Consider the following 12,323-nt stretch of genomic DNA (forward strand, 5'->3'; position numbering starts at 1 on the left):
ACGGAAGGTAACGACAGAGGCAAGTATCATCGATATAGGAGTCGTGCCGTGTCTCGTAATTCTGTATTGCCTGTTCCTGTCCTTGCGTTTGCTCTCTCATGCCTGGCTTTCACGGGCTGCCACAGCAGCGGATTGTCGAACTCTGCAAAGACATATCCGGAGAAGACCTTTCCCGTGAAGGGAAGAGTCGTCAGCACCGATGCCACGCATGTGACGCTCGACCATGAAGCCGTGCCCGGCTTTATGGAAGCGATGACGATGCCTTACAAGTTGAAGGACCCATCCATCGTCAGCGAACTGCATCCGGGAGACCGCATTACCGCACGCATCATCGTGCAACAGGACGATGCAGGTTTTCGCGACCCGGAGCTGGACAATATCGTCGTCATTGCTCAGGCGCGTCCCGACTATAAACCCGCAGTCCAGTATCACGTTCCACAGGTTGGCGATCCTGTACCCGATTTCAAGCTCCTGAATCAGAGCGGCCGAACAATTCATCTGGAGCAGTTCAAGGGTAAGGTGCTTGTTGCAACCTTTATCTATACGCGTTGTCCGTTAGCCGATTACTGTCCTCGCATGAGCCGGAACTTCGCAGATATTGACAAGTCTCTCGCGGCGGATTCTGCCCTCTACACAAAGACGCATCTGCTTAGCATCAGTTTTGATCCTGCCTATGATAAGCCGGGGGTACTGCGCAGTTACGGTGGAGCATATACAGGCAAATATACGAAGGAAACCTTCGATCACTGGGACTTCGCTGCTCCCTCAGAGAAGGACCTGCCGCAGGTGACGCAGTACTTTGGTGTCGGCGTTACGACAGGCGAAAATAAGACACTCAACCATTCGCTGTCGACCGTTGTCATTGGCAAGGATGGAAAGATTGCAGCATGGTTCCCAACGAACGACTGGAAGCCAGCCGATGTTCTGGCTGCGATTCAGAAGGCTGCGGCAGCGTAATCCTTCATTGGCTACAGATGTAGGCTTCCAGGTGACGGATCGTTTCTTCCTGCTCGGTGATGATCCAGTTCACCAGGTCTCCAATGGAAATGACGCCGACCACCTTATCGCGATCGTGGACAGGGAGATGCCGTATGCGGTTCTTGGTCATAATGTGCATGCAATCGCCTATCGTGTGCTCGCGGGAGACGCAGATGGCGGGGCTGCTCATGATTTCCGAGACGGCTGTGTCCCGCGATGATCGTCCCTGTAGGATAACTTTGCGTGCGTAGTCTCTCTCCGAGATGACGCCTGCTAGTTCGTCGCCACGCATCACCAGCAGGGCACCGATCTCTTTGTCCGCCATCATCTTCATACAATCGTAAACGGATGTTTCAGGAGCCGTTGTCCAGATATGGCGTTCTTTTCTGTTTAGAATCGTGCCGACTGTCGTTGTCAGTTCGCTCATTGGCGCTCCTTGGCTGCGGTCGTTGGTTTGGGGAGCAAAGCTTAGCCCTGCGGACCGTCTTTTGGCAACTCCGAACGATCTTCGGTCAAAAGAGCGTTTTAAGCCTTACAGATGAGTTATTCTGAGCCTTCACCACCACCAAATTGATCTAACGGTTACAAGGAAGGTAGAGGGCATTACGTTCATGGCAAAGCTGACCATTGGGTTTGGAGTTCTGCTGATTCTTCTGGCTGTCTTCGGGTTTGTTGCAACAGGAAGCGAATATCCGACGGCCCTGATTCCTGCCGGGCTTGGCTTGCTGTTTGTTCTGTTCGGTTCATTGGCTAATACCAGCGACTCAAAGAAGCGTATGTTGTGGATGCACATTTCGGTTACGGTAGCTTTGCTCCTGTTTCTGAGCACGATCCCCGCCGATATCAGCGCGTTCAAGCTCTCGCGCGGCGTTGAGGTTGCTCGTCCTGCCGCAGTCGTTGAAAAAGCTGCCATGTCACTGATGTGCCTGATCTATGTCCTTTTTTGCATCCGTTCCTTTATCAATGCACGACTAAAGACCAGCTAAAGAATGCATTTCTAAGCTTATGGATGAGCCATGCCATCTATGCGACGACACGCAAGCTACACAAAGCTCGAAGCCTGCACAGGCGTACACTGCTAACAAGATGCCCTCAATCGGTCCGTCGAACTTCGGAGCTCCTGGAATGAAGGCAGCTGATCGTCCCTCACGAAATACCGGTCGTGCGACATCTGCCGATCTGACGGCTTCACGGCCTAAACCAAAGCTCAAGAAGGTGCTTCCGGAGGTATGGAAGCTGATCAAGCCTCGACGGCTGCTGCTTGGCGGCAGCTTCCTGCTAATGGTCATCAACCGTGCCAGCGGACTGATTCTTCCGGCTTCGACGCGCTACCTGATCGACAACGTGATGGGAAAGCACCTGCTGAACCAATTGCCGATCATTGTCGGAGTTGTTGCAGCAGCGACGATTATTCAGGGAATTACCTCATTTACGCTTACGCAACTGCTTTCGATGGAAGGCCAGCGGTTGATCGCGGAGCTGCGCATGAAAGTGCAGGCTCATATTGGCTGGCTTCCCGTTGCCTTTTACGATGAGAACCGCACTGGAACACTTGTCGCTCGTATCATGACGGACGTTGAAGGCGTTCGCAATCTGATCGGCACGGGCGTAATCGACTTCTTCGGTGGTGTGCTGACGGCGCTGTTTGCCTTCGGCTATCTGATCCATCTCAGCGTGCAGATGACGCTGGTGACCTTTGTGATTCTGGTGATCTTTGGCCTGATTCTGCAGCGAGCTTTCAAGACGATTCGTCCGATCTTCCGCGAGCGATCGAAGATCAACGCCGAGGTTACAGGCAGGCTTACCGAATCGCTGGGTGGAGTTCGCGTGGTGAAGGGCTATCACGCTGAGGCGAGTGAGGCCGAAGTCTTCTCCAAGGGCGCGAACCGCTTGCTGAAGAACGTCATCTCGTCGCTTACGGCGCAATCGTTGATGTCGCTAGCGTCAACGGCGGTGCTTGGCATTGTTGGTGCGTTGATTATGTATCTGGGCGCGCATCAGGTGGTTGCGGGGAAGCTGACGACCGGCGGTTATGTTACGTATGTCATGTTTCTGGCATTCATGATCGCGCCTATCGTGCAGCTTGTTTCGATTGGCACGCAGTTGACTGAAGCGGTTGCGGGACTGGATCGCACAACGGAGATTCTCTCAGAACCCACGGAAGACGCTGATCCGGTTCGAACGCGTGAACTTGGTGTGATCCAAGGCGATGTTGCTTTTCGCGATGTGACTTTCGCCTATGAGAACAACAAGGAAGTGCTGCATGGCATCAGCTTTGAGTCGCATCCGGGTACGGTGACGGCTTTGGTTGGGTCGTCAGGATCGGGTAAGTCGACGATCATCTCGCTGATCTGTGCTTTTCACACGGCGACAAGCGGTCAGGTTCTGGTAGACGGCATCGATCTGGCGACGGTTCGGCTTTCGAGCTATCGCAGCCAGCTTGGCGTTGTGCTGCAGGAGACCTTCCTGTTTGACGGTACGATTCGCGAAAACATTCTCTTCTCGCATCCGGCGGCGACGGAAGAGCAGTTTCTTGAGGCTTGCCGGATCGCTCGCGTGGACGAATTTGCGGAGCGGTTCGAGGATGGTTACGAAACCATTGTTGGCGAGCGTGGCGTGAAGCTTTCAGGAGGGCAGCGACAGCGGCTCTCGATTGCTCGTGCGATTCTGGCCGATCCGCGCATTCTGATCCTCGATGAGGCGACCAGCTCGCTCGATTCGGAGTCGGAGGCGATGATTCAGAGCGGACTGAATCACCTGATGAAGGGGCGAACGACATTTGTCATTGCGCATCGTCTTTCGACGATCCGCCGCGCCGATCAGATCCTTGTGGTTGAGCAGGGCAACATCGTAGAGCGGGGAATGCACGATTCGCTTTATGCGCTTGGCGGACGCTACTACGATCTCTACACGCGCCAGCATGGGCTGGAGACGAATCTCTTCCTGGCTCCGGGCGAGGGAGACACGATCGAAGAGGCGGAGACGTCGAAGGCCTGACCCCCTCCCCCCTATCTGTTTCCATAAACTATTTGTATTCAATCGATTGCTGGTTTTGCACAAGGCAAAATATTCGATACAAAGGAGTTAAGGGTAAAAATATTGATTCTGAACGAGTTAGCCCCGGACCTTTGGCCGGGGCTTTCTTTGTTCTGCTGATTTAAGTGTAGCAAGCGGAGCGAAACTAATCGGCAGATTTAATAAAGTTTATTTCATTTGGAATCAATGAGTTGAGCTTTCAGGGGGCTTGACAGGTTTTGGTGGGATGGGTGGGCAGAAAGAGTAATTTGACCGCAGACAAATGCGGTTTCGCCTTCGCTCGGAATGACACGCTACGGAAAGAGGGGGATTGTAAGCGCGAGGGAAGGCTTTGAGGCTTGGTACTTTGGGGAGGGTTTGGGAGTTAGCGGCGAGGAGTGACGGTGACGCCCATGCCGCTGAGCTTGCTGCGGGCCTGCATGGCTTCGGGTGAGTTGGGATAGCGCTGGATGAGGGCGCGCAGCTCGCGGACGCCTGCGTCGTTCTGCTTGAGCGCGATGAGCGCCTGCCCCTTATGCAGGTGAGAGACAGCGACTTTGCTGTTGTCGGGGAACTGCTCGATGACGCGGTCATAGTTCTTGATGGCGTCTTCGTAGTGACCGGCGCGGTAAGCGATCTCGCCCTGATAGTACGAGGCGTTGCCGGAGAGCGTGTGGTTGGGGTAGTAGCGGATGACATCGGAGAACTCGGAGGAGGCGAGCTGATACTTCGCCCCCATGTAATCGCCGAGCGCGGTCTTATAGAGATCGTCGACAGGAGGTGCAGCCGGAGTTGACGGAGCCTCCGGGAGGGCCGATACGGGGGTTCCAGCGGACGGCTTGCCTTTTTTGCCAGGGGTTGCGGGCTGCGTAGCGGCCGGAGGCGCTGCATTGTCCATCGGAGTCGCGGTTGCCGGGGGCATGGTGGCGTTGATCGACTGCTGCTGACTCTGGACGTCCTGCATGAGCTTTTCGAGGCGCGCGAGACGTGCCTTCATCTCATCGAGCGAGTCGTTGAGGGACTGGATTTGTCCGGAGACCTGGTCGAGCTTGCCGTTCTGCGCATCCTGCCGTGTCTGGAGCTGTTTTTCCAGCGTGTCGATCTTGGAGGACATGCGGTTGACGGAGTCGGCGCTCTGCTGGATGAGGTCTTTCATAACGCCCATACGCTCGTCGTTCGATTGCTGGAGACGTGCGACGGCATCCTGGAGCTGCTGCACCTGCGTCTGGAGCTGCACCATCTCTTTGCTGACGGCAAAGGCAGGCGAAGCCGGCAGGATGAGGGCCGCGGCAAGGACGGCGGAGGGGAGTGTGAGTTTGCGGAGGGTCATAGGTGCTCTCTCAGATTTTGTGCCGGTTGTTGGACGGCTCAGCCCTCGCGTCGGTCGGAATGCGAGGGCTGAGCGGATTCTATTCATTATGTGGCGATAAAGCGTGTTTTAGCGAGCCGTGATTAGCGATCCATGGAGAACTGCGCGCGGCGGTTCTGCTGCCAGCAGCTCTCATTCTGCTCGGTGCAGAACTGCTTCTCTTTGCCGTAGCTGATCACGCGGATGCGGGATGCAGCGACGCCGGCGTTGACGAGTGCCGTCTTCGCAGAGTTGGCGCGGTTCTCGCCGAGCGCGAGGTTATATTCAGCCGAACCACGCTCGTCGCAGTAGCCGCCGATGACGAGCTTGATGCCGGTGTGAGCGTTGAGGTACGCAGCAGCGGTCTGCGCCGAGCTCTGGGCATCGGGACGCAGGTCGTAGCTGTCGTAATCGAAGAAGATGTCCTGCACGTTCTGATGGAAGGCAGCTTCGGAGCCCATGTCACCGTTGTCGGTCGAAGCTGCGGGAGCAGTGGGGACGCGAACCGTGACGCGCACATTAGCCTCTGTGGTGCCGCCGTCACCCTTGGCGGTGAGATGGAAGTTGGTGGAGTTGGCGGGCGTAACGGTCTGCGTACCGTTTGCCTGTACTTCGCCGATGCCGTCGATGGTGACGGTTGTGGCGTTCTGCGTGCGCCAGTTGAGCACGACAGACTGACCCAGATCGATGGTCAGAGGATCGGCCGACAGGGTGGCTGTAGGCGCCGGAGCCGCTACGGGAGCGGGCCCGAGCGATGCCGGGTTTACGGCCTTGTCCTTTTTGTGGCAACCAGTGACGGCGCTCAGGGCGATGGCGACGGCTGCCGCTGCAATGGCCCTGCGATAACGTGTTTCCAGTGCGATCATGAGTCTCTCCTGCTTGTAGGTCAGAAAATCAAGGTTCGAAGTTAGTCTGCGATCTCGTGTCGAACACCATTATCTCGCAGATAAGGATGGCTACTTCCAGCTCCAGTTCGGCATGTCGGCGCCCGCTTCTGTGAGCGTTTTGCGTCCCGTGCCGTCAGCCAACATCGAGATGATCCGCGAGCTGGAGGCGCGGCCATTCGGGGAGTTGGCAAAGACGAGATGTCGACCGTCAGGCGACCAGGAGGGGAAGTCGCAACGACCGATGTCGTGGGTCACCTGAATCCACCGCTTGGTGGCAACCTCCATCACGTAGATGTCCTGTCCGCCGGGTGCGCCGGGACCGTACTTGCGGTTCCAGGCGAAGGCGATGAACTGTCCGTTGGGGGACCAGGATGGAGAGGTGGCGTATCCGCCGTCGGTCATGCGGGTGACGGCGGAGCCGTCGGTGTCCATGATGTAGAGCTGAGGCAGGCCGGTGCGTCCGCTGATCCACGCGATCTGCGAGCCGGTCTTGGGATTGAAGACGGGCGAGACGTCGGGGCCGCGGAAGCTGGTGATGCGGCGCGAGCCGCCGCCGTTGGAGTCGGCGATATAGAGTTCAGGATCGCCGGAACGCGAGGAAGAGAAGGCGATGTCGCGTCCGTTGGGCGACCATGCGGGGGAGAGATTGGTTCCTCCTGCTAAGGGGAAGTTGACGACGCGGTTGAGCAGCAGGGAGTACATGCGGATCTGGAAGCCGTCGCGGCCAAGCGAAGAGAAAGCGATGCGGCTGTTGTCGGGCGAGATGCGCGGCGAGATGGAGACGGTGCCGAGATGCGTGATGGGGTGCTGGTTGGCTCCGTCGTAGTCCATCGCCCAGATCTCTTTGTTGGGGCCAGAGACTTTGACGTAGTAGATCTTGGTTTCGGCGATGCCGGGGACCCCGCCACCGAGGCGGAAGATGATCTCGTCTGCGAAGCGATGCGCGATCTGGCGCGCCATGTCTTCGCTGGCCTCTTCGTTGTACTGCTTGGCGAGTACCTGCGGGAACTGCGCGTTCTTGGCATCGAAGAGGAAGCCCGAGACAGAGAGGCGTCCGCCGGATGTGCTGAGGGCTCCGAAGGCAACCATGGCTGCTGAGGTTGGAGCGGCGGACCATTGCGCGAGGTTGATCTCGTTGGGTGCGCCGGGCGTTGCCTGCGGGAGCATCGACTTCGAGACCATGTCGAAGATGCCGGCGTTGGTGAGGTCATTGAAGAGCGTGGTGTCGAAGGTACGCTTCAACGGGATGGTCTGCGGATCGGAGGAGGCGGCTTTGAAGTCGGCGGTGGCGAGACGGATGTTGGAGACGCCGGAGGATGTCTCGGTCTTGAACCAGTCCTGCGCATGCAGCGTGGCGGAGGCGGATGACAGAGCCAGTGCCGCGATGGCGGCAAGAACAAAGCGAGTCAGTTGGGCCAGAGAACGAACAGGACGAAAAGTCATCTCTTTTATCGTAGACGCAAAGCAGCGCGGAATGGGTGCTTGTTTAAGGAATCAAAATAAATACTGCCGATAAACGGCATGAGAAATCAGTAGAATGCCGGTGCCGAGGTAAGAGTGGTTACCTGGTCCGGCTATAACACGGGGAATCTATTTCAGATTTATTTCTACCTTGATCGAAGAGCGGGAGAGTGATGTCCATGCATAGGCGGCAGTTGTTTAAGTTAGCGGCGGCGAGTGCAATTACAAATCTGGCGCCTGCTATGAAGGCAGAGCAGGAAGTAGCACGCGCGACGCGAGGCATGAGCTCGCCGAAGATTCGCGACATCAGCGTGATTGAGTGCGAGCCTGCGGGTGTGCGGCTGACGGTGGTGAAGATCACGACGGACCAGGATGGTCTTTATGGCTATGGATGCGCGACGTTTACGCAGCGTGCCGACCTGGTGAAACCTGCGGTGGAGAAGTATCTGAAGCCGTTTCTGCTGGGGAAGACGACCGACCGCATCGAGGATATCTGGCAGGCGTGCTATGACAGCTCGTACTGGAAGAATGGCCCGGTGCTGAACAACGCGATCAGCGGAATCGATCAGGCGTTGTGGGACATCAAGGGGCGTCAGGCTGGGATGCCGGTGTATCAGCTTCTGGGCGGCAAGGTGCGTGAGGCCGTGGATACCTATGCGCATGCGGATGGAGCAGAGTACGCCGATGTGGTGGCTTCGGCGAAGAGGTACATCGATCAGGGATTCCGCAATGTGCGCGTGCAGATCGGCGTGCCGGGGATGGCGGGGTATGGTTCGGCACGTGGTAATGCGACGACGCATTACAAACCGCTGCACGATAAGCCACTGTTCGAACCGCTGGCATATATTCGCCGGGCGTTGAAGTTATTTGAGGTTTGCAGGCAGGAGCTGGGCGAGGAGGTGAACCTGTTGCACGACATGCACGAGCGGGTTTCGCCGAATCAGGCAGTGCAGTTCTGCAAGGACGTAGAGAAGTTCAAACTGTTCTTCGTCGAAGATCCGCTGTCGCCGGAAGACATTGCGTACTTCAAGCAGATTCGCGAGAACTGTGCGACGCCGCTGGCGATGGGCGAGCTATTCAACAGTCCGCATGAGTGGCAGCCGCTGATTGAGGGAAGGTTGATCGATTACATCCGTTGTCACCTGTCGCAGGTCGGTGGGCTGAGTCCGGCGCGGAAGATCGCGATTCTCGCCGAGCAGTATGGCGTGAAGACGGCATGGCACGGGCCGGGCGATGTTTCGCCGGTAGGACATATGGCCCAGATCACGCTCGATATTGTGAGTCCTAACTTTGGGATTCAGGAGTACTCGCCGTTCAATGAGCGGAGCCAGGCGATCTTTCATGGATGTCCGCAGATGAAGGATGGGTATCTGTGGGTGAACGAAGCTCCGGGGTGGGGCATTGAGGTGGATGAGAAAGAGGCTGCGAAGTCGCCGTTTACTTCGGGCAGGAACGGATTGAATGGCGGGTGGGGAGAGATTCGCAGGCTGGATGGAACCGTGATCAAACAGTAGCGATAGAGGAGCCGATTTCTCCACTCCGTGTTTTGCACTCCGGTTGGAATGACGCCGTGTATCGGGTCGGTACGCTGCTTAGAACCCACTCTGCGTCGTTCTGCTATTGCGTGTAGTGAAAGGTGTACTCGACCGTGATGTGGTCACCAGCGGGCAGGGGGCCGAAGCTTTCGACACGCTGGACAGCGCGCATGGCGGAGGTGTCCAGCGAAGGCGAACCGGAACGAGTCTGGAGGCGCGGATTCGAGGGCGCACCGGAACGATCGATGTCGAAGAGGACGGTGACGCTCTTGCCGACGGAGGCGCGCGGGTCGGCCTCCTGCGTGTACCAGTTCTGCGCGACGGTGCGATTGACGATGTTGACGTAGTAGGCGAAGCGCGCGCCGAAGGTGCGGTCCTGCACCATGGCCGAAGCGGTGCCGTTTTTAAGCTCGATGGTGGACTGCGGGATGCGAATACCTGCGGTCTCGCCGGTCGCAGCCTTGGTGGGCTGCGGCGGCGTAGGCTGCGGATGCTTTGGCGGCGCGGGTGTAGGCTGCGGAGCTTGCTTCACCGGCTTGGTTTTCTCCGGTACGGCAACCTCATCCGGCTTGGGAGGAGGCTCGGTCTTTTCCTTTGCGACAACGGGCGCGGGGCTTGGCGATTCCGAGGTGAGTACGCCGGTGTCGAGTTCGCGCTGCCTGGGCGGGAGCGGCAGGGAAGAAACCATGGTGGCCTGGATGGCACCAGCTTCGGCGGCGTTTTCGCCCCAGTTCTGGCCGCGGTTATGGAAGTAGGCGAGACCGATGATGAGTCCGGCGATGGCGGCGTGGAGTACGAGTGAGCCGAAGAAGTTGCCGCGCAGGTTGTCGCCTGCGGGGTGCTCGTCGTGAATCCAGCGGAGATCGGTGGCCATGCGCGATTACTTCTCGATTGGTCGTGTAACGATGCTGATGTTGGTGATGCCGGCCTGCTTGACGGCATCCATGACAGAGGCGAAGGCGCCAAAGGGAACACGCTCATCGGCGCGCAGATAGATCACACGCTTGGCGGGATCACCTTTCCCGGTGGAGCGCAGGCGCGCGGGAAGCTCGTTGACGTTAACGGGCTTGTCCTGGAGGAAGACATTCTGGTCGCGGTCGATGGTGACGACCATGCGCTCATCGGTGACCTGGTTGACGGTCCGTGTCTTCGGGATGGCGACGTCGATGCCGGACTGGAGCACGGGGGCGGTGAGCATGAAGATGAGCAGCAGCACCAGCACGACGTCGACCAGCGGCGTGATGTTGATTTCGGCGAGCGCGGTCTGTGTGCGTCCTTTCGCAGAGAAGGCCATGGCTAGAAGGCCCTCCGGCGTGGCGGCTCCTCAGCAGGGGCGTAGGTTGTGGTGGTGGGAGGTTGCGGCTGGTTTGGCGAGAGCATTGCCGCGTTCTCGATGGCGTTGAGCAACTCGCGGCCGAAGTCGTCCATGCGCGAGCCGAATTCGCGAAGACGGGCGGTGAGCTGGTTGTAGCCGATAACGGCGGGGATCGCGACGACGAGGCCGGCAGCGGTGGTGATGAGCGCCTCGGAGATGCCGGGTGCGACGGCACGAAGTGTGGCGGCGCCTGCGGTGCCGAGTCCGTGGAAGGCATCGATGATGCCCCAGACGGTGCCGAAGAGTCCGATGAAGGGGGCGATGGCGGCGATGGTGGCGAGCCAGGTCATGCGGCTCTCCATGGCTGTGAGGGCTTCGCTGGATGCGGTCTGCGCGGCACGCTCGAGCGCTACGGGATTGCGGGGAAGACCGCGTCCGCCGTTCTGGCGCTGATACTCGTCGTGAATCTCGTTGAAGACGGCGACGAGCGGGCTGGGCCGGAACTGGTCGGCGACGGCTGCGACTTCGCTGAGGCGGCTGGATTTGCGGAAGGCGCGGACAAAGCGCTGTCCCTGCACCTGCGCACGGCGGAAGCTGGACCACTTGGAGAGCATGATCGTCCAGGAGAAGATGCTCGCAAGCAGAAGCAGCACAAGCACGGTAAAGGCGACCGGGCCGCTGTTGTGGATCATTTCGCCGATCGCACTTGTGCTGGCGGCGACGGGCGGAGCGGAGGCGGCGTCTTCCTGCAGGAAGTGAAGAGCTAAAGCTAGGGTCCAGACCATATGTGTTTTGTCCACCAGAGGCTAGTGTAAATCGTTAGACGCGGTGGGATGGTGTGGGGAATCCGCCGTGATGCGGCCTTGTTCCATATGACTGAGTTCGTGTGTCGATGTGGAGCCATCGTCGAATCAACGCGTCACGGTGCCAGTGCGACGCGCAGGTTGTCGATCAGTCGTGTCTCACCGACCCATGCTGCAAGCGCGATGAGTGTTCCAGCGACGACAGAGGTAGCGGGTTCGAGTGTATTCGGATCAACAATTTCGATGTAATCGAGCCGCAACGCAGGTTCGCGGCTGAGCTCTTCTGCGGCTGCGGCGCGAAGAATTGCGGCGGAGGTTTCGCCTTGATGAATGCGCTCCTCGACATGCCTGAGAGCGCGACAGAGCGCCAGCGCCTGGGTGCGCTGTTCGGGCGAGAGATAACGATTGCGCGAGCTCATGGCGAGTCCGTCGGCTTCGCGGACGATGGGGCAGACGGCGATACGAATGGGAAGATTGAGATCGCGGACCATTGCCTGCAGAACGGCAACCTGCGACGCGTCTTTTTGTCCGAAAAAAGCGACGTCGGGACTGACGATATGGAAGAGCTTGTTAACGACGGTAGCGACGCCGCGAAAATGACCGGGGCGCGAGGCGCCATCCAGGCGCTCGCTGAGTTTAGCGACCTCGACGAAGGTGGTTGCTCCTGCGGGATACATCTCCTCGGGAGCCGGAGCAAAGAGCAGATCGACTCCAGCGGCGGAGAATTTCGCGCAGTCGTCGTCGAAGGTGCGTGGATAGCGGGCAAAGTCTTCTGTGGGGCCAAACTGGAGAGGATTGACGAAGATGGACGCTGCGACCACATCGCACTCTTCTCTGGCGGCTTCGACGAGAGAGAGGTGGCCCTGATGAATGGCTCCCATGGTGGGGACGAGGGCGAGCGAGGAGTCTGCTCCGGCGTTGTGGCGCGCTTGCCGGCATGCCAGCCGCATCTCCTGGATCGTAGTAAGAATGCGCATGCAG

At 58.5% G+C, this 12,323-nt stretch carries 12 protein-coding genes; 4 read left to right on the plus strand and 8 right to left on the minus strand.

Annotated features, from left to right (window positions below; all coding sequences use genetic code 11):
* Positions 1–48 precede the first annotated feature (48 nt).
* A complete protein-coding gene (locus KFE13_RS00740; RefSeq protein WP_260705220.1) occupies positions 49–957 on the plus strand; it encodes an SCO family protein in 909 nt (302 codons plus the stop codon).
* Positions 958–961: 4 nt separating this feature from the next.
* Here the strand turns inward: KFE13_RS00740 and KFE13_RS00745 are convergent, their stop codons facing one another.
* Positions 962–1,405: a CBS domain-containing protein gene (locus KFE13_RS00745; protein ID WP_260705221.1), complete on the minus strand. Its 444-nt coding sequence runs from the start codon at positions 1,403–1,405 to the stop codon at positions 962–964.
* A gap of 184 nt (positions 1,406–1,589) precedes the next feature.
* Between KFE13_RS00745 and KFE13_RS00750 the strand changes: the two genes are divergently transcribed.
* Positions 1,590–1,964, plus strand: a complete 375-nt coding sequence (locus KFE13_RS00750) for a hypothetical protein (protein WP_260705222.1) — start codon at positions 1,590–1,592, stop codon at positions 1,962–1,964.
* Between the two features lie 100 nt (positions 1,965–2,064).
* Complete coding sequence (locus KFE13_RS00755; protein ID WP_390891591.1) at positions 2,065–3,975, plus strand: ABC transporter ATP-binding protein; 1,911 nt, start codon at positions 2,065–2,067, stop codon at positions 3,973–3,975.
* A gap of 403 nt (positions 3,976–4,378) precedes the next feature.
* Here KFE13_RS00755 and KFE13_RS00760 read toward each other — a convergent pair whose 3' ends face one another.
* The 3 genes from KFE13_RS00760 to tolB all read right to left on the minus strand — a co-directional run bounded on the left by KFE13_RS00760 (position 4,379) and on the right by tolB (position 7,671).
* Positions 4,379–5,323, minus strand: a complete 945-nt coding sequence (locus tag KFE13_RS00760) for a tetratricopeptide repeat protein (RefSeq protein ID WP_260705224.1) — start codon at positions 5,321–5,323, stop codon at positions 4,379–4,381.
* Positions 5,324–5,445: 122 nt separating this feature from the next.
* Positions 5,446–6,207, minus strand: a complete 762-nt coding sequence (locus tag KFE13_RS00765) for an OmpA family protein (protein ID WP_260705225.1) — start codon at positions 6,205–6,207, stop codon at positions 5,446–5,448.
* Between the two features lie 90 nt (positions 6,208–6,297).
* Positions 6,298–7,671 (minus strand): Tol-Pal system beta propeller repeat protein TolB, encoded by a 1,374-nt coding sequence (gene tolB, locus KFE13_RS00770; protein ID WP_260705226.1) that lies wholly within the window; start codon positions 7,669–7,671, stop codon positions 6,298–6,300.
* Positions 7,672–7,931: 260 nt separating this feature from the next.
* Between tolB and KFE13_RS00775 the strand changes: the two genes are divergently transcribed.
* On the plus strand, positions 7,932–9,203 hold the full coding sequence (locus KFE13_RS00775; protein ID WP_260705227.1) for an enolase C-terminal domain-like protein: 1,272 nt from the start codon (positions 7,932–7,934) through the stop codon (positions 9,201–9,203).
* A gap of 103 nt (positions 9,204–9,306) precedes the next feature.
* Here the strand turns inward: KFE13_RS00775 and KFE13_RS00780 are convergent, their stop codons facing one another.
* The 4 genes from KFE13_RS00780 to panC all read right to left on the minus strand — a co-directional run bounded on the left by KFE13_RS00780 (position 9,307) and on the right by panC (position 12,319).
* Positions 9,307–10,098, minus strand: coding sequence for a TonB family protein (locus tag KFE13_RS00780; protein WP_260705228.1), 792 nt, complete (start codon positions 10,096–10,098; stop codon positions 9,307–9,309).
* 6 nt (positions 10,099–10,104) lie between these two features.
* The gene (locus KFE13_RS00785) at positions 10,105–10,518 is read right to left on the minus strand and encodes an ExbD/TolR family protein (RefSeq protein ID WP_260705229.1); all 414 of its coding nucleotides are present in this window, start codon (positions 10,516–10,518) and stop codon (positions 10,105–10,107) included.
* Between the two features lie 2 nt (positions 10,519–10,520).
* Positions 10,521–11,324: a MotA/TolQ/ExbB proton channel family protein gene (locus KFE13_RS00790; RefSeq protein ID WP_260705230.1), complete on the minus strand. Its 804-nt coding sequence runs from the start codon at positions 11,322–11,324 to the stop codon at positions 10,521–10,523.
* 134 nt (positions 11,325–11,458) lie between these two features.
* Complete coding sequence (gene panC, locus KFE13_RS00795) at positions 11,459–12,319, minus strand: pantoate--beta-alanine ligase (RefSeq protein ID WP_260705231.1); 861 nt, start codon at positions 12,317–12,319, stop codon at positions 11,459–11,461.
* Between the last annotated feature and the right edge of the window lie 4 nt (positions 12,320–12,323).

The organism is Edaphobacter flagellatus (assembly GCF_025264665.1).
In the GTDB taxonomy this organism is placed as follows: Bacteria; Acidobacteriota; Terriglobia; order Terriglobales; family Acidobacteriaceae; genus Edaphobacter; species Edaphobacter flagellatus.

Coding starts and splice junctions, on each gene's coding strand:
- KFE13_RS00745 (WP_260705221.1), bottom strand. CDS start 1,405: ATGAGCGAACTGACAACGACAGTCGGCACGATTCTAAACAGAAAAGAA.
- KFE13_RS00750 (WP_260705222.1), top strand. CDS start 1,590: ATGGCAAAGCTGACCATTGGGTTTGGAGTTCTGCTGATTCTTCTGGCT.
- KFE13_RS00755 (WP_390891591.1), top strand. CDS start 2,065: ATGCCCTCAATCGGTCCGTCGAACTTCGGAGCTCCTGGAATGAAGGCA.
- KFE13_RS00760 (WP_260705224.1), bottom strand. CDS start 5,323: ATGACCCTCCGCAAACTCACACTCCCCTCCGCCGTCCTTGCCGCGGCC.
- KFE13_RS00765 (WP_260705225.1), bottom strand. CDS start 6,207: ATGATCGCACTGGAAACACGTTATCGCAGGGCCATTGCAGCGGCAGCC.
- tolB (WP_260705226.1), bottom strand. CDS start 7,671: ATGACTTTTCGTCCTGTTCGTTCTCTGGCCCAACTGACTCGCTTTGTT.
- KFE13_RS00775 (WP_260705227.1), top strand. CDS start 7,932: ATGAAGGCAGAGCAGGAAGTAGCACGCGCGACGCGAGGCATGAGCTCG.
- KFE13_RS00780 (WP_260705228.1), bottom strand. CDS start 10,098: ATGGCCACCGATCTCCGCTGGATTCACGACGAGCACCCCGCAGGCGAC.
- KFE13_RS00785 (WP_260705229.1), bottom strand. CDS start 10,518: ATGGCCTTCTCTGCGAAAGGACGCACACAGACCGCGCTCGCCGAAATC.
- KFE13_RS00790 (WP_260705230.1), bottom strand. CDS start 11,324: ATGGTCTGGACCCTAGCTTTAGCTCTTCACTTCCTGCAGGAAGACGCC.
- panC (WP_260705231.1), bottom strand. CDS start 12,319: ATGCGCATTCTTACTACGATCCAGGAGATGCGGCTGGCATGCCGGCAA.